This is a genomic window from Streptomyces sp. STR69 (assembly GCF_024519455.1).
In the GTDB taxonomy this organism is placed as follows: domain Bacteria; phylum Actinomycetota; class Actinomycetes; order Streptomycetales; family Streptomycetaceae; genus Streptomyces.
Genome location: NZ_JALJRY010000001.1, coordinates 644,765 through 659,829, shown reverse-complemented (window position 1 = coordinate 659,829; position 15,065 = coordinate 644,765). Strand labels below are relative to the sequence as shown.

At 71.2% G+C, this 15,065-nt stretch carries 16 protein-coding genes; 8 read left to right on the top strand and 8 right to left on the bottom strand.

The genetic code is table 11. The annotated features are described in order from the left end of the window. Positions 1 to 181: 181 nt before the first annotated feature. A complete protein-coding gene (locus tag OC490_RS03085; protein WP_019066782.1) occupies positions 182 to 439 on the bottom strand; it encodes a chorismate mutase in 258 nt (85 codons plus the stop codon). A gap of 345 nt (positions 440 to 784) precedes the next feature. On the opposite strand from OC490_RS03085, the gene guaA reads away from it, so the two are divergent. Then, positions 785 to 2,353: a glutamine-hydrolyzing GMP synthase gene (gene guaA, locus OC490_RS03080; RefSeq protein WP_200714177.1), complete on the top strand. Its 1,569-nt coding sequence runs from the start codon at positions 785 to 787 to the stop codon at positions 2,351 to 2,353. An 18-nt stretch (positions 2,354 to 2,371) separates the two neighbouring features. Here guaA and OC490_RS03075 read toward each other — a convergent pair whose 3' ends face one another. After that, positions 2,372 to 2,845 (bottom strand): pyridoxamine 5'-phosphate oxidase family protein, encoded by a 474-nt coding sequence (locus OC490_RS03075; RefSeq protein ID WP_262056165.1) that lies wholly within the window; start codon positions 2,843 to 2,845, stop codon positions 2,372 to 2,374. A 119-nt stretch (positions 2,846 to 2,964) separates the two neighbouring features. Here OC490_RS03075 and OC490_RS03070 point away from each other — a divergent pair, with 119 nt between their 5' ends. After that, positions 2,965 to 3,759: a class II aldolase/adducin family protein gene (locus OC490_RS03070; RefSeq protein ID WP_262056164.1), complete on the top strand. Its 795-nt coding sequence runs from the start codon at positions 2,965 to 2,967 to the stop codon at positions 3,757 to 3,759. A 7-nt stretch (positions 3,760 to 3,766) separates the two neighbouring features. On the opposite strand, the gene OC490_RS03065 is transcribed toward OC490_RS03070, so the two are convergent. Further along, a complete protein-coding gene (locus OC490_RS03065; RefSeq protein ID WP_262056163.1) occupies positions 3,767 to 4,660 on the bottom strand; it encodes a DUF4429 domain-containing protein in 894 nt (297 codons plus the stop codon). Positions 4,661 to 4,878: 218 nt separating this feature from the next. Between OC490_RS03065 and OC490_RS03060 the strand changes: the two genes are divergently transcribed. From OC490_RS03060 to OC490_RS03050, 3 genes are all read left to right on the top strand, one after another. Next, entirely contained in the window at positions 4,879 to 6,159 is a 1,281-nt protein-coding gene (locus OC490_RS03060) for a hypothetical protein (RefSeq protein ID WP_262056162.1), read from the top strand. A gap of 8 nt (positions 6,160 to 6,167) precedes the next feature. Further along, entirely contained in the window at positions 6,168 to 6,656 is a 489-nt protein-coding gene (locus OC490_RS03055; protein ID WP_262056161.1) for a hypothetical protein, read from the top strand. A gap of 140 nt (positions 6,657 to 6,796) precedes the next feature. Further along, complete coding sequence (locus OC490_RS03050) at positions 6,797 to 7,327, top strand: DoxX family protein (RefSeq protein ID WP_262056160.1); 531 nt, start codon at positions 6,797 to 6,799, stop codon at positions 7,325 to 7,327. Here the strand turns inward: OC490_RS03050 and OC490_RS03045 are convergent, their stop codons facing one another. Together OC490_RS03045 and OC490_RS03040 are read right to left on the bottom strand one after the other, a co-directional pair. Further along, complete coding sequence (locus tag OC490_RS03045; protein ID WP_262056159.1) at positions 7,328 to 7,570, bottom strand: hypothetical protein; 243 nt, start codon at positions 7,568 to 7,570, stop codon at positions 7,328 to 7,330. After that, the gene (locus tag OC490_RS03040) at positions 7,557 to 8,993 is read right to left on the bottom strand and encodes a PspC domain-containing protein (RefSeq protein WP_262056158.1); all 1,437 of its coding nucleotides are present in this window, start codon (positions 8,991 to 8,993) and stop codon (positions 7,557 to 7,559) included. Before OC490_RS03040 ends, OC490_RS03045 begins: the two co-directional genes overlap by 14 nt. Before the next feature lie 173 nt (positions 8,994 to 9,166). On the opposite strand from OC490_RS03040, the gene OC490_RS03035 reads away from it, so the two are divergent. Together OC490_RS03035 and OC490_RS03030 are read left to right on the top strand one after the other, a co-directional pair. Continuing rightward, positions 9,167 to 10,495 (top strand): ATP-binding protein, encoded by a 1,329-nt coding sequence (locus OC490_RS03035; RefSeq protein WP_262056157.1) that lies wholly within the window; start codon positions 9,167 to 9,169, stop codon positions 10,493 to 10,495. Beyond that, entirely contained in the window at positions 10,492 to 11,211 is a 720-nt protein-coding gene (locus OC490_RS03030; protein ID WP_201052794.1) for a LuxR C-terminal-related transcriptional regulator, read from the top strand. The genes OC490_RS03035 and OC490_RS03030 overlap by 4 nt, the downstream gene beginning before the upstream one ends. A gap of 55 nt (positions 11,212 to 11,266) precedes the next feature. On the opposite strand, the gene OC490_RS03025 is transcribed toward OC490_RS03030, so the two are convergent. Further along, positions 11,267 to 12,343: a C40 family peptidase gene (locus OC490_RS03025; RefSeq protein WP_262056156.1), complete on the bottom strand. Its 1,077-nt coding sequence runs from the start codon at positions 12,341 to 12,343 to the stop codon at positions 11,267 to 11,269. A gap of 413 nt (positions 12,344 to 12,756) precedes the next feature. Between OC490_RS03025 and OC490_RS03020 the strand changes: the two genes are divergently transcribed. Further along, positions 12,757 to 13,110 (top strand): hypothetical protein, encoded by a 354-nt coding sequence (locus tag OC490_RS03020; RefSeq protein WP_019066795.1) that lies wholly within the window; start codon positions 12,757 to 12,759, stop codon positions 13,108 to 13,110. Here OC490_RS03020 and OC490_RS03015 read toward each other — a convergent pair. After that, positions 13,088 to 14,077, bottom strand: a complete 990-nt coding sequence (locus OC490_RS03015; RefSeq protein ID WP_262056155.1) for a tellurite resistance/C4-dicarboxylate transporter family protein — start codon at positions 14,075 to 14,077, stop codon at positions 13,088 to 13,090. The two genes, OC490_RS03020 and OC490_RS03015, sit on opposite strands and share 23 nt — an antisense overlap. Before the next feature lie 125 nt (positions 14,078 to 14,202). Further along, a complete protein-coding gene (locus OC490_RS03010) occupies positions 14,203 to 15,030 on the bottom strand; it encodes a C40 family peptidase (RefSeq protein ID WP_262056154.1) in 828 nt (275 codons plus the stop codon). Positions 15,031 to 15,065 lie beyond the last annotated feature (35 nt).

The following is a 15,065-nucleotide window of genomic DNA, read 5'->3' as shown; positions in this document are numbered from 1 at the left end:
TGCCGTCCGGTCACGACCCTGGAGCGAGGTCCCACGACGTACGGCACGATCCGTACGTCTCATCGCCCCAGCGAGCCACGCGTGGTTCTTTCGGGCCCGCCCCTGGCTGGCACGGACACCACCACCAACGAAGTCGTTCGCGAAGCGGTCACGCGCCGTACGGGTGAGACGGGGCTCGAACTCAGATCCGCCCCCGGGACAGTTCGAGCAGCGTCATCGCGAGCGAGGTGCCGGGCTTGCCGAGCGCGTCCCGGTAGCGGCCGAGGATCTCGTTCTCCCGGGACAGATGCACGCGCCGGCCGCCGGAGGCGATCCGCGTCTCCTGGACGACGGCGGACACGGCGACCCGTTCCTGGATCAGCCCGATGATCCGGTCGTCGAGGGCGTCGATGCGCTCACGGGCGTCGGCGATGGTCTGCTCGGGGGTGGAGGTGGTCATTCCGGGCTCCTTGTGGTGGGAGCGCACAGGACCGGCCGGACCGGGAAACACCAGGCGCCCCGGACCTGTCGGTCCGGGGCGCCTGGGAAGTCGCTTGTCAGTGGCTCAAGCAGCACGACCATGGCAGCCGGCGGACCGGTTGCCATAGGTAAAGAGGAAGGTCGGGTGCGTGAGCATGGGGCGAGTATGCCACAGGACCTCTGCGGCGGACCGAGACGGGTGGTGGGCGGGCACAGGCCCTGGGGTCTGGGGGCGGAGCCCCCGGCATACGGCGAGGTGTCCCACGCGACCCCCGTTAGAATCGGTACCCAGACCCCCGCCCCACCGCCGGAAGGCCACGCTCCCGTGTCAGCGACCCCCGCCCCCGACACCGTCCTGGTCGTCGACTTCGGCGCGCAGTACGCCCAGCTCATCGCCCGCCGCGTCCGCGAGGCCCGGGTCTACAGCGAGATCGTGCCGAGCACCATGCCGGTCGCGGAGATGCTCGCCAAGAACCCGGCGGCGATCATCCTCTCCGGCGGCCCCTCGTCCGTGTACGCGGAGGGCGCCCCCCGCCTGGACCGCGAACTCTTCGAGGCCGGCGTCCCCGTCTTCGGCATGTGCTACGGCTTCCAGCTGATGGCGACCACCCTCGGCGGCACCGTCGACAACACCGGCGCCCGCGAGTACGGCCGTACGCCCCTGCACGTCTCCCGGTCGTCCTCCACCCTCTTCGAGGGCACCCCGGACGAGCAGTCGGTGTGGATGTCCCACGGCGACGCCTGCTCCGCCGCCCCCGAGGGCTTCACGGTCACCGCGTCCACGGACGTCGTCCCGGTCGCCGCCTTCGAGAACGACGAGAAGAAGCTCTACGGCGTCCAGTACCACCCCGAGGTCATGCACTCCACGCACGGCCAGCAGGTCCTGGAGCACTTCCTGTACCGGGGCGCGGGCCTCACCCCGGACTGGACGACCGGCAACGTCATCGACGAGCAGGTCGCCCTCATCCGCGAGCAGGTCGGCGACAAGCGCGCCATCTGCGGCCTGTCCGGCGGTGTCGACTCCGCCGTAGCGGCGGCGCTCGTCGCCCGCGCCATCGGCGACCAGCTGACCTGCGTCTACGTCGACCACGGTCTGATGCGCAAGGGCGAGACCGAACAGGTCGAGAAGGACTTCGTGGCCGCGACCGGCGTCAAGCTCGTCGTCGTCGACGCCGAGGAGCGCTTCCTCACCGCGCTCGCCGGGGTCTCCGACCCGGAGCAGAAGCGGAAGATCATCGGCCGCGAGTTCATCCGCGTCTTCGAGCAGGCACAGGCCGACATCATCGCGGACGAGGGCCCCGAGGTCGCCTTCCTGGTCCAGGGCACCCTGTACCCGGACGTCGTCGAGTCCGGCGGCGGCACCGGCACCGCGAACATCAAGTCCCACCACAACGTCGGCGGCCTCCCGGAAGACCTCGAATTCGAGCTGGTCGAACCGCTGCGCAAGCTGTTCAAGGACGAGGTCCGCATGGTCGGCCAGGAGCTCGGCCTGCCGGACGAGATCGTCCAGCGCCAGCCCTTCCCCGGCCCCGGCCTCGGCATCCGTATCGTCGGCGAGGTCACCAAGGACCGCCTCGACCTGCTCCGCGACGCCGACGCCATTGCCCGCGAGGAACTGACCGCGGCCGGCCTCGACCGCGACATCTGGCAGTGCCCGGTGGTCCTCCTCGCGGACGTCCGCAGCGTCGGCGTCCAGGGCGACGGCCGCACCTACGGCCACCCGATCGTCCTGCGCCCGGTCTCCTCCGAGGACGCCATGACGGCCGACTGGTCGCGCCTGCCGTACGACGTCCTCGCGAAGATCTCCACCCGCATCACCAACGAGGTCGCCGACGTCAACCGAGTCGTCCTCGACATCACCTCGAAGCCCCCGGGCACCATCGAGTGGGAGTAGTCCCGCTGTTGACGACGATCAGGTCCGCTTGAGGGTCCGCACCGGCTCTCCCGGCTTCCAGACCTGCACGACGAGGTACTTCTCGTCCTCGACGTAGGTCCGCACGACCTCCGTCACCTCGGTGCGGAAGAGGTGGAACGGCTCCGGCGGTTCCACCTCTTTGCTGTACGCCCCCTTCACCCCGGCATCCGTCACCTCCACCGCCCGCCCGCTCACCCGTACGTCCCCGCCGTGAGTGTCCGTACCCGGCCCCGGGTTCGCCTGGAGCGCGAAGCGCGCATCACGCCGCAGATCCAACGCCTTGAGCGAGTCGGGCATCATCCCGAGCCACAACTCGCCGTCCAGGAAACGCACTTCGAGCCCGGTCGTACGCGGCGACCCGTCCTTGCGCAGGGTCGCCAGGACGTGATGCGTGAAGGCGCCGAACCGCTCCTCGACGGTCGCGGCGAGATCCGGTTCGGCGGCGATGAAGGTGGCCCAGTTCGCTGTCATACGGCGAGTCTTCCGCCGATAACCGACAACCTCTGTCCTCTTTACTGACCTGCACTGCCCTTTTCGACCGACCGGCGGTAACTTCTCGCCCTTACAACAAACCCAGTGCTGGAGGACCGATGCACGGGCCGACGCCGCCCTCCCCCCTGCCCACCGACCGGCTGCGGTTCGCCATGCCGCCGATGCACGAGTCGGTCGAGGACGAACGCCGGCACCGCAAGGAACGGCTCGCGGGCGCCCTGCGTCTGTTCGGCCGGCTCGGCTTCGAGGACGGGGTCTCGGGGCACATCACCGCCCGCGACCCCGAGTTCACCGACTGCTTCTGGGTCAACCCCTTCGGGATGCCCTTCCGGCACGTCACCGTCAGCGACCTCGTGCTCTCCAACTCGGAGGGCCAGGTCCTCCAGGGCGGCCACCATGTGAACCAGGCCGCCTTCACCGTGCACTCCCAGGTCCACGCCGCCCGCCCGGACGTCGTCTCGGTCGCCCACTGCCACTCCGTGCACGGCCGCGCGCTCTCCGCCCTCGGTGACTTCCTCGACCCGATCAGCCAGGAGAGCTGCGCCTTCTACGAGGACCACGCGCTCTACGACGCCTACAGCGGGGTCTCCGTCGACGCCGAGGAGGGCAAGCGGATCGCCGCCGCGCTGGGCTCCCGCAAGGCGCTCGTGCTCCGCAACCACGGCCTGCTGACCGTCGGCGACTCGGTGGACGCGGCGGCCTGGTGGTTCCTGTCCATGGAACGCTCCTGCCAGGTGCAGCTCCTCGCCAAGGCGGCCGGCCGCCCTCTCCTCATCGACCACAAACTCGCCGTCGCCACCCGCGAACAGACCGGCGGTGACCTCGTCGCATGGATCAACTACCAGCCCCTGTGGCAGGACATCAGCCGCAGCGAACCCGACCTCCTCAGCTGACGCCTCCCTATCCGAAACCGCGCAGCACCGCCGCCTTGGTCATCCTGAACTCCTCGTCCGTGAGCACCCCTTCCCGGTGCAGTTCGCCCAACTCCCGCAGCCTGCGCAGGAGTACGTCGTGATGGTCGGCCGAAGACGGAACGGTGGCCGCTCGCGGCGGACGGTCCGTGAACTCGCCGTTCTCCCGCTCACGGACCGACGGATGCGGCAGCCGCGCGGTCACCGCCGTCGCCACCAGCGCGGTCAGCAGATCACGGCGGGTGCTGCCCCACAGGTCGAGGGCGTACGGGTCCTTCTCCGGCGGCAGTTTGGAGAACACCGTCTCCCGGGTCACGAACCGCATGAACCCGTCCTCGTAACCGGAGTTGGGCAACCACTCCACCTGCACCAGATCGCCCACGGCGACTATCCGCGGCCCGGTGGCACGCTTCACGCGCTCGGAGGTGTCGGCCCAGTCGATCCGCACCTGGGCGCCGTCGAACGACACCGTGCCGTCGGACGAACGCACCGAGACGGGCACCGGCGGGCCCGGCAACAGATAGGCCTTCGTCGGTTCCTTGGGGATCTGGTCCAGGAGCAGCGCGTGCCGGATCTCCTCCGCCACGTACTCGGCGACCCCGGACCGGTCGATGTCCACGATCAGCCGGTACGGATCCGCCGCGTCCGGCAGCCGCCCACCGGTCGCCTGCAACAGCGGATCGGCCCCCTCGCGCAGCCTCAGCCGCAGTCGGCCACGCCTGCGTTCGGGCTCGTAGACGACGCCCGCGACGGCTTCGAGGGGCACCGCGATCTCGCCGTACGTCTGCCGGAACAGGGGCACGGAGCGGTGAAGTCCCGGTGTGATCCTGACCGTTGTGCCGTCGAAGGCCCAGGTCCCGTCGCGCTGGATGATCTCGGCCATACGGAAATTCTCGCAGCCGGGTCAACACGGCGGCGATCGCTTCACCCGCGCTGACCAGACCTGCCGGACGCGAGCCGTGTCCCGTAGGGCACAATCCGCTGTTGTCGTGCGGGAGTTGCAAGGCGGTGGCCAAAGGCTTCGGAGCCGGTCGTCGAACGTGAGGGCCCGGGGTCGAGGGCCGAGGTCCATGAGGGTCGTGGGGAAGGCAGGCGTCGGGCGTGGCGGTGCAGGAGGCGAGACAGGGCGGCGAGCACATCGGTGCCCACGGAGGGGGCTGCACCTGCGGGGACTGCCCGCACGGAGCACGCGAGGGGCATCGGCGCGCGGTCGCCGCGTTCCTGGTCAAGCGGGACGGCTTCGCGGCCGGCGAGGGCCTGCCCGCGGCGGTGGCGCACTCGGCGTCCGCCTCCCGGCAGTGGGTCTCGGACGAACTGACCCAGTCCGCCGACGACGTCGCCGAACGCGGCCGTGCCGAGGGCGGGGCCTGGCTGGCGCGACTGTGGCACCGCACGGCCTTCGCCGTGTGGGGCGCCTTCGTCGTACTGCTTCTGGTGCAGGCGTTCACCGCGATCGGCGCTGGCTGGACGGCGGCCCGTACGGCCGGACTGCTGGCCGCGCTCGTGATCGCGGGTGCCCTGACCGCCGCCTCCTGGTTCCACCGGGCGCGCGGCGGGGCGCTGGCCCCGGTCATCGGTGAGGACAACCGGCTGTCGACCTCCCGCGCGGTGGCCGTGTCCTGGGTGCTGTTCGTGGCGTACGCGGTGCTTGTCCTGGCCGGCCGGCTCGCCGCCGCCTCCGACCACGCCGAGCGCGACGCCCTCATCTCCGGCCTCGAACTCGCCCGCGGCGCCGGTGTGGTGACCGTCCTCGCCGTGGTCTGCGCGATCGCCGTACTCGTCCGCCGGGTCGTCGGCCTGCGGGTCCTCGGCCAGCGCCTCCAGAAGATCCCCGCCGACCGCCCGCGCGCGGCCGACCTCCTCACCGACGACGCCGGCCGCGGCACCTTCGCCGACATCCAGTACGTCGCGATCAGCGCCGTCGCCCTTGTCTTCGCGGCCGTGAGACTCGCCCGGCGCCCCGACCAACTGCCCGACCTGCCCTGGGGCTTGGCGGTGGTGGTGTTGATCTCCGCCGCGACATACCTGGCCGGCAAGTACGCGGAGGGGGGCCGCCCGGTCATCCTCTCGGTGGTGCGTTCCCGCGAGGCGGGCGACCTCGACGCCCCCATCCGCACCGGCGACGACATCGAGATCCGCGGCGCCGGCTTCGTCCCCCCGGGCGCCCAGACCGCCGACCGCCTCTCCCGCATGGTCGTCCGAATCGGCCCGGTCAACGTCCACGTCCCCCTGGTCCCGGTCGCCGGCGGCTTCTCCAACCCGACGGACACCCTCCTGACCGTCCCGGTCCCCGTGGACGTCGAGCCCGGGCGGGTGGAAGTACAGGTCGTGACCGCGGCGGGCGTGGAGACGAACGCCTGCGTCGTCGACGTGGCGGACTGACCCGGTCCATGAGCGAGGACGTCCTGTCGGTCATCCCGACCGACCCCCACTGGCAGCCCGGGCGAGCGGCAGGCGAGCGCGCGGCGGCCCTGGTGACCCGGCTGTCCGCGCACCACGGGGCCGCTGCGGACGAGCCGGACGCCGACGTCGATCCGCGGATCGACGTCGATTGGTACGCCGCCCCGACCGTCGTGGACTGCGGAGGCAACCTGCAACGCATCGGCTGCTCCCACTGCGGTGCCCCGATCGACAGGGAGTGGTACGCCGACCTGGTCGAGCACCACCCGCACGGCTTCCCGACCCTCGCCGTGACGGTCCCCTGCTGCGCCGCCGCCACCTCCCTGGACGCCCTCGACTACGACTGGCCGTGCGGCTTCGCCCGTTTCGAGATCGCCGTCTGGAACCCGGGACGCCTCATCTGGTTCGGCGATGACGAACTGTCGGCCGTCGCCGAAGCCCTCGGGCACCCCGTGCGGCAGGTCCGCGCCCACATCTGAATATCCGTGGAACGTCGTCGATCGCCGCCCGAACGCGGCAGAAGTCCGAAAAACTGTCCGAAGCATGGTTGAGCGGGTCCCCCTTTTCGTACGTATGGTCTGTTGAGGGGTCAACGGCGGGCGAGAGGCGGCTAAGGGCGATGACTCACGGCACTCGAATGGATACGCAAACCCCCTACCTCGACGGCGACCGGAGCTGGCGGGACACCGCCACCCGATACGCCCTTCTCCCACTGCGCGTGTTCCTGGGCGTCACCTTCATCTACGCGGGCCTGGACAAACTCACCGACAGCGCCTTCATGAAGGCCTCCGGTGCGGGGTCGGTCGGCGAGACGATGCGCGCGGTCCGCGACTCGTCCGCCATCCCGGCCCTGGTCGACCTGTCCCTGAAGAGCCCCGTCGGCTTCGGCTACACCATCGCCTTCGGTGAACTCGCCGTCGGCATCGGCACCTTGATCGGCCTGCTGGCCCGCATCGCCGCACTCGGCGGTGCGCTGATCTCCCTCAGCCTGTGGCTGACCATCAGCTGGCAGTCCGACCCGTACTACTACGGCAACGACCTCGCCTATCTGATGGCCTGGCTGCCCCTCGTCCTCGCGGGCGCCTCCGTGTTCTCCGTCGACGCGGCACTACGCGCGAGGCGAAGGCAGCGGGCGGGCGGCTACCGCTAGTCAGCCGGATATCTCAGGACCGGGGTCGGCCGTGCTCGTACGGCCGGCCCTGCGTCGTCTGCGGACCGCCCCGTTGATGCCCGCCACCACACCGGCCAGCACCAGGCCGGTCACGACCAGGGGGATCGCCGCGAACCACTCGGTCACCCACAGCCCGCCCGCGTCCCCGGCGTAGGCCACGCCCGCGGCGACGAGGAAGAGGCCGATGACCAGCTTCCCGGGCTGGAACTCATGACGCAGCACGGCTGACCTCCGCCTGTCCGACGTCGACCCGGAGGTCCAGGTCCAGCGTGCCGGTGCTCTTCACGCCCGTCGCCGGGGTCAGAGTGACCTGCTGGTGCTTGCCCGGTTCCACGTCCACGTCCTTCTTGTCGTCACCGGGCAACTGGATGTCCCCGACGCCCACGTCCACACTCAGCTTCACCGTCACGTCCGACGGCACGATCACCTTCAACTGCCCGATGCCCACCTGGGCGTACGTCGTCACCGTCTGCCCCTTGGTCAGCCGCAGCCGGGTCAGGTCGAGTGTGCCCACGCCGTTCCCCAGGTCGTACTTGGGCTGCACCTGGGTCACCGCCGTGGGCTGCCACGTGAGGCGTTCCCAGTGGGTGGTGAGGTCCTTGGGCAGGGCCGCCGAGGCGGCGAGCAGGCCGGCCGTGACGATCGCGAGGAACACCGAGCCCGCCCCCGTACGCCCCGCGAACGCGCTCACCGCGATCCCCAGTCCGAAGACGACGAGCGCGCAGGCCAGGCCCGTCTGCAGACTGGTGCCGAGCGCCTGGTCGTCCCATTTCACGGCCGTGCCGAGGGCGCCCGCGAGCAGGGCGAGCAGGAAGACCCAGCCGCCGATCCAGCGCGGGCCGCGCGGCTTCGGGACGGCCGGACGCGGGGGCCGCAGATCCTGGGGCCAGTGCGGGTAGGAAGGGCCGAGGCTGATGTGGACCGCGTCCGTGATGTCGCGGGTGCGGGAATCCCCGGGACCCCACAGATACCCGGTGCCACCGACGTGGGTGCCGTCCTTGACGATCGGGTCGCGCCACCAGGAGGGGTAGGAGGCGGGCACCGGCGGTGCCTGGGCCTCCGGCGGGGCGTCGGCGACGGCCTGCGCGGCCAGCGGGTCGGGGTCGGGGGCGCCGCGCTGCTGCGACCAGTACCCCGCGCCCGCCAGCAGGAGGGAGAGGACGACGGCGAAGGTGAGCACGCTGGCGTTGCTCAGCATCGACAGGAACACACCGCAGCCGACCAGCGCGAACAGCACGGCAGCCAGGGCCTGGCCGTCGACGCGGCCGGTGAAGAGCTTGCGGACCTCGTTCTCCTCCTCGTCGTCGTACGGGACGAAGAGCCAGGCGAAGCCGTAGAAGATGAGGCCGATGCCGCCAGTCGCCGAGAGCACCGCGAGCGTGATCCGGAAGATCACCGGGTCCATGTCGCACTGCCGCCCGAGCCCCGCGCACACCCCCGCGAGCACCTTGAACCGCCGGTCCCGCCGGAACCGGTGCGGAGGCGCGACCGTGAGGGTGTCGCCGGGCGCGGCACCCGTGGACGCGGCACCCGGCGACGACGCGGCACCCGCGGCGGGCACGGCGTCCTGCGGCCCGCCGCCCGCTGCCGGGCCGGGGCCGGAGCCGGGTCCCGGACCCGTCGCGGCGTGCTCGTGATCTGTCATGCGTCCATGCTGCCCGCCGCGAGGCGCCGATGGCAGTCGGGACGACCCTGGCCGAACCCTGAAATCCGCCCTGACACGGACCGGGGGAGTGTTCGACACCGACCCCGACACCGCGAAAGGCCCCTGAGCCGCGCCGTTTTTGAAGATCAGGGGAGTCTCGGGGACCGACCCTGATGCCCTGGGCGGCGGGGCGTGTGAACATCGGTGGCATGCCGGAAGCCGCAGCAGTGCCAGTCGAGGACCCGCGGCCGCCGCGCAAGCTCTACCGCAGCAGTGACGGACGCTGGCTCGGCGGAGTGGCGCGGGGGCTCGCCGGGCATCTCGGCCTGCCGGTGATCTGGGTGCGGCTGGTGTTCGTGGGGCTGTTCCTCGCGGACGGACTCGGCGCGCTGCTGTACGCCTCGTTCTGGTTCTTCGTGCCGCTCGGCGTCGGCGGCGTCGCCGGTCAGCGGCCCCCGTCGCTCGTCTCCACCGAGACCTCACCGGACGGCCGCCGCAGACTCGTCGCCCGCAAGCCGGACAAGGGCCAGATCGTCGCCCTGCTCCTCATGGTCGTCGTGGCGCTGGTCTTCGTCGGCAACGTGAATCTGGGCGACGGCGCCAAGGCCTATCTCTTCCCGACCGTCCTCGTCGGCGCGGGCGTCGCCCTCGTCTGGCGCCAGGCGGACAACGCCCGCCGCGCCCGCTGGGCCGAGGTCGGCGGCCGTCGCCGTACGCTCAGCCTGCTGCGCGCGGGCGGCGGCGTCCTGCTGGTCACCGCGGGCGCCACCGCGATCTTCGTGCTGCAGGGCTCCGCCGCCCACCTCGGTTCGGTGCTCCAGGCCGCCCTCGCGGTCCTCGTCGGCATCACCCTGCTCGCCGGCCCGTACCTCGTGCGGATGACCCAGGACCTCTCTGAGGAGCGCCTGATGCGCATCCGCGCCCAGGAGCGCGCCGAGGTCGCCGCCCATGTCCACGACTCCGTGCTGCACACCCTGACCCTGATCCAGCGCAACGCGGAGAGTCCGAACGAGGTGCGCCGCCTGGCCCGCGCCCAGGAGCGCGATCTGCGCGCCTGGCTCTACAAACCGGAGGGCACCGGCAAGGACGAGGCCGACGAGCCCGACACCCTCGCCGAGGCGGTGCGGCGCAGCGCGGCCGAGGTCGAGGACAAGCACGGCGTCCCCATCGAGGTCGTCATCGTCGGGGACTGCCTGCTCGACGAGAGAATCGGTGCCCAGATGCAGGCCGCGCGCGAGGCGATGGTGAACGCGGCCAAGTACGGTGGCGAGGGCGGCGCCGTGCAGGTCTACGCCGAGGTGGAGGGGAAGAAGGTCTTCGTGTCCGTCCGTGACCGCGGACCGGGCTTCGACCTCGACTCGATACCCGCCGACCGCATGGGCGTCAGAGAATCGATCATCGGCCGTATGGAGCGACACGGCGGTACGGCACGGCTGCGTGCGGTGCCGGACGGCGGTACCGAGGTCGAGCTGGAGATGGAGAGGGCGGAGAAGACGTCATGAGCGACGCGACCGAGACGAACGAGCCTGTGGAGCCGACCGGCGGGAGCGCGGGCGGGCGTCACGTGCGGGTGGTCCTCGTAGACGACCACCGCATGTTCCGTACGGGGGTCCAGGCCGAGATCGGCCGGACCGAGGAGACCGGCGTCGAGGTGGTCGGCGAGGCGGCCGACGTCGACCAGGCGGTCACGGTCATCACCGCGACCCGCCCCGAGGTGGTCCTCCTCGACGTCCACCTCCCGGGCGGCGGCGGGGTCGAAGTCCTGCGTCGCTGCGCGCCGTTGATGAGCGACGCCGAGCAGCCCGTCCGCTTCCTGGCGCTGTCCGTGTCGGACGCGGCGGAGGACGTGATCGGGGTGATCCGCGGCGGTGCGCGCGGCTACGTCACCAAGACGATCACCGGCACGGATCTCGTCAACTCCGTATTCCGGGTCCAGGAGGGCGACGCGGTCTTCTCCCCGCGGCTGGCCGGCTTCGTCCTCGACGCCTTCGCGTCGACCGACGCCCCGCCGGTCGACGAGGACCTCGACCGTCTCACCCAGCGCGAGCGCGAGGTCCTGCGCCTGATCGCGCGCGGCTACGCCTACAAGGAGATCGCCAAGCAGTTGTTCATCTCGGTGAAGACGGTCGAGTCCCATGTCTCGGCGGTGCTGCGCAAGCTCCAGCTGTCGAACCGGCACGAGCTGACCCGCTGGGCGACGGCACGCCGACTGGTGTGACCCGTAGGGGAGTTGACCCGGGGAGCGTCGGGCGGGGCCGGGGTCGGCGGGGGTTTCACACCACCCGTGTCGCGCCGGCGAACGGCATCTGGTCGATCGGCGCCAGCCGCACCGGAGCCGTCGGGTTCGGGGCGTGGATCATCTGACCGTCACCGACGTAGATGCCGACGTGACTGATGCCCGAGTAGAAGAACACCAGGTCGCCGGGGCGCAGTTCGTCCCGGGAGACCCGCTGTCCTGCGTTGATCTGGGCGTAGGTCGTGCGGGGCAGGGAGACTCCGGCGGAGTTGTAGGCGGCCTGGACGAGGCCCGAGCAGTCGAAGGCGTTGGGGCCGGTCGCGCCCCAGACGTAGGGGCTGCCGAGCTTCTGGTAGGCGTAGGAAACGGCCGCCGCCGCACGGGAGTTGGGGGCGTCGGCCGTGGCGGTGGAGGAGCCGGGCGCATGCAGTCCGTCCCGTGCCGTGGTCGCCGACCGTGACGCACGACCCGTGGTGCCCGCGGTCTGCTCGACCTGGGCCCGCTGCTGAGCAGGCAGCGCGGACAGCAGCCGTCGCGCCTGGTCCAGCTTCCCGGTGATCGTCTTCTTCTGCCGGCCGAGCTCCGCCTGCCGCGACTTCAGCGAGGTCAACTCGATGTGTGCGGCGCCGCGCAACTGCTCGATCTCCCGCAGCTGTTGCCGTACGAGAGCGACGGCGGCCGTCTGCCGGTGGCCCGCCCGGTCGGCGAACTCGGCGCTGTACAGATACTGTTCGGGGTCGTCCGAGAGCATGAGCTGCACCGCGGGGTCGATGCCGCCGCTGCGGTACTGGGCCGCCGCGACGTAACCCAGCGCGTCCCGTGCCGAGTTGAGCTTCTCCGTCTTGCGCGCCGCCTCGTCCCGCAGGGTGTTGAGCTGCTTCTCGGCCGCGTCCGCCTTCTCCTTCGCGCCGTCGTACTTCTCGGTGGCGACCTCCGCCTCCTGGTACAGCTTGTCCACCTTGGCCTTGACCTGCGTCGGTGTCAGCTGTGGCTCGGCGTGCGAGGTCCCGTCGAAGCCGGTCGCTGTCGCCGCGCCCGCGAGGGCGATCGTGGCGGCGGTGCGGGCCGTATGGCCGCTGAGCGAGCGCTGTCGGGGCTTGCGGTGCGCTGCCACGTGGACTGCACGTCCTTTCGTACGACCGCCGGGGGAGCGGGCGGTTTGCGCGTCCGGCGGCGGCCCGCACAGGGGGAGCGGGCCGCCGCCGGACCTTCTCGGCGGTGGTGTCCGACGGCCGCCCCTGGTCCGGGCGGCGGTGGGGAGCCGGTCACCTGGTGGAGGACGCTAAACCTGACGGTGACGGCCCGGTAACGCATGTACGGAAATGGCATGAGGTGATCGACTTTTTACGACAGGTGACTGTGATTCCGGTCCGGGGCCACCGCCTTCGCGCGGCGCGCTGACCGATGCGGCGGTTCCGGCGCGGCGGGCGAGGGCACGGTGCTATGGCCGCATATATGCAAGGTCATATGAGTGACAGGGCAGCCCGGTGTCGGCCGGCCCCGAGCCCCTGAATAGGCTCCGGAACCATGGACGTACTCATCCATCTCTTCGTCGGCCTGCACATCATCGGCATTGCCGCGCTGCTCGGCGGTTTCCTCACCCAGATGAAGGCGATGGGCCAGGGCACGGCCCGCTTCGTCCCCGGCATGCTGCACGGCGCGCTGACCATGCTGGTCACCGGCGCGATCCTGGTCGGCCTCAACCAGGCCGACGATCAGCACGTCAACAACATCAAGATCGGCATCAAGCTCGCGCTGCTGGTCGTGATCCTGGGACTCGTCTACGTGAAGCGGGACGAGGAGACGGTCGACAAGAACCAGTTCGCACTGGTGGGCGGCCTCACCATGGTCAACATCTTCATCGCGGTCCTGTGGACGTGACCCCGGACGTGGCGGCGAGATAGAACCGGACCGTCCCCGCGGCCACCACCAGCCAGGCCGCCACCGCGATCCACAGCACCACCTGCCCCGGCGTCCTGAGCCACGGGACGTCCACGGCGCTGCCCACCGACAGCGTGGTCGCCGCCGTCATCCCGAGCGGGAACACCGTCGACCAGCGGCGCACGTCGTAGCGCAACCGGGGCCAGGCGATCTCGGCGGCCAGCAGAACCACGCACCAGGCCGCATCCAGCACCAGCAGCGCCACGGTCACGGCCCGCAGGACGCCCCGGTCGTCGGAGTTCCACAGATACAGGCGGGCGCTGTCGGCGGCGATCAGCTTCGACCCGGCCAGTGCCGACACGGCCAGCGCACCGCCGACGATCCAGTGGTCACCGGCCCCGATGACCACCTGCCGCCACTCGAAACGGGCCAGCGCGAACCCGTAGAGGACCAGCCCGAACCAGAACAGCACCAGCGCCGTGTGCGCGAGCCAGGCCACCGACTCGGCCGCGGCGAGCGTGGCCCCCAGCAGGGCCAGCGACTGCGTGGCCACACAGCCGAGGAACGCCGTCCCGGGCATACGCCCACGCCAGTTCCCCAGAACCCGCACGAGCAGCCACGGCCACAGCACCGCGGCCGACGCGAGCAGCACCTCCGCGACGGTCTGCCGGCCCGCGATGGAAAACCGCGTTCCGAGTACGGCGGTCGCGGCCACGGCGGTCAGCGCACCGGGCGTTCCCGCCTCCGTGAGCCACCTCCGCCGGTCCCACAGCAGCCGTACGGCGAAGTCCGCGGCCAGCCCCAGCCAGAAGGCGCAGGCCACCGCGAAGGCGATGCGGGACAGCACCTCGTACCCCGTGAGGTGCAGACCGACCGAGACGATGCCGGTCGCCATCACGACGGCCCCGGCCGCCGGCGGACGCTGCGCCCACCAGGCGCGGAAGCGGGAGGTACCGGTACCGGACATGGCTCCGATGCTAGGGAGCCGCCCCGGGGCCGACGGCGGGCCACGCGCGCGTGGACCTCAAAAACACCTGCACGCGTGCGTGGCCGTCAAAAACAGCCGCACGCGCGCGTGCCCACGGATTCCGGTCAGGCCGGCCGCACCACGCCGTGGATGATCGACGCGTCCCCGTAGTGGATCGGCTCCTCGCGGACGTAGGCGCCGGGCTTCGGGGCGTGGATCATCATGCCGTCGCCCACGTAGACGCCGACGTGGCTGACGTCGGCGTGGAAGAAGACCAGGTCGCCGGGTTGTGCGTCGTCCAGGGGGACCGTCGTGCCGGCGTTCGCCTGGGCGGTGGTCGCGCGCGGGAGGGTCACTCCGGCGGCCTTCCAGGCGGCCTGGGCGAGGCCCGAGCAGTCGTACGAGCCGGGGCCCGCGGCACCCCAGACATACGGCTTGCCGACCTGGGCGCGGGCGAAGGCGACGGCCTGCCTCGCTAGTGCCGCAGACTCCTGCAACTGCCTCCGCGCGGCCAGTTGCGACAGCAGCGCGCGTGCGGTGGAGAGCTTCTTCTGGACGGCGGCCTTGGCCGTCCCCAGGTCGCTCCACGTCTCGTCGGTGCTCTGGAGACCCTCCGTCGCCTCCCGGCGCTTCCCCGCCGTCGCGGACCGCTCCGTGACGTGCGCGTCGACCGCGGCCTTCCGGCGGGCGGTCAGCCGGCTCATCAACTGGGCCTGGTCGTAGTGGTCGTGCGGGGTGGCGGTGAACGAACTCGGCTCTTCCCGCACGGAGTTGATCTTCAGCGTGCGCTTGGCCGCGCTGCGCCTCCCGGGCGCCGAATCCGCCCGGCGGTAGAGGTCGTCGATCTTCCGCTCGACCTCTCCGGGACTACGGTTGCCGCCGTCGTCGGCGGGGACCCATATGCCTGCGATGCGCGAGCCCGCGGAACGCGGCTTGCGGTGCGACGAAGCCAAGGAGACGACTCCTTCCGGGGTCGGTGGGGCCGTGC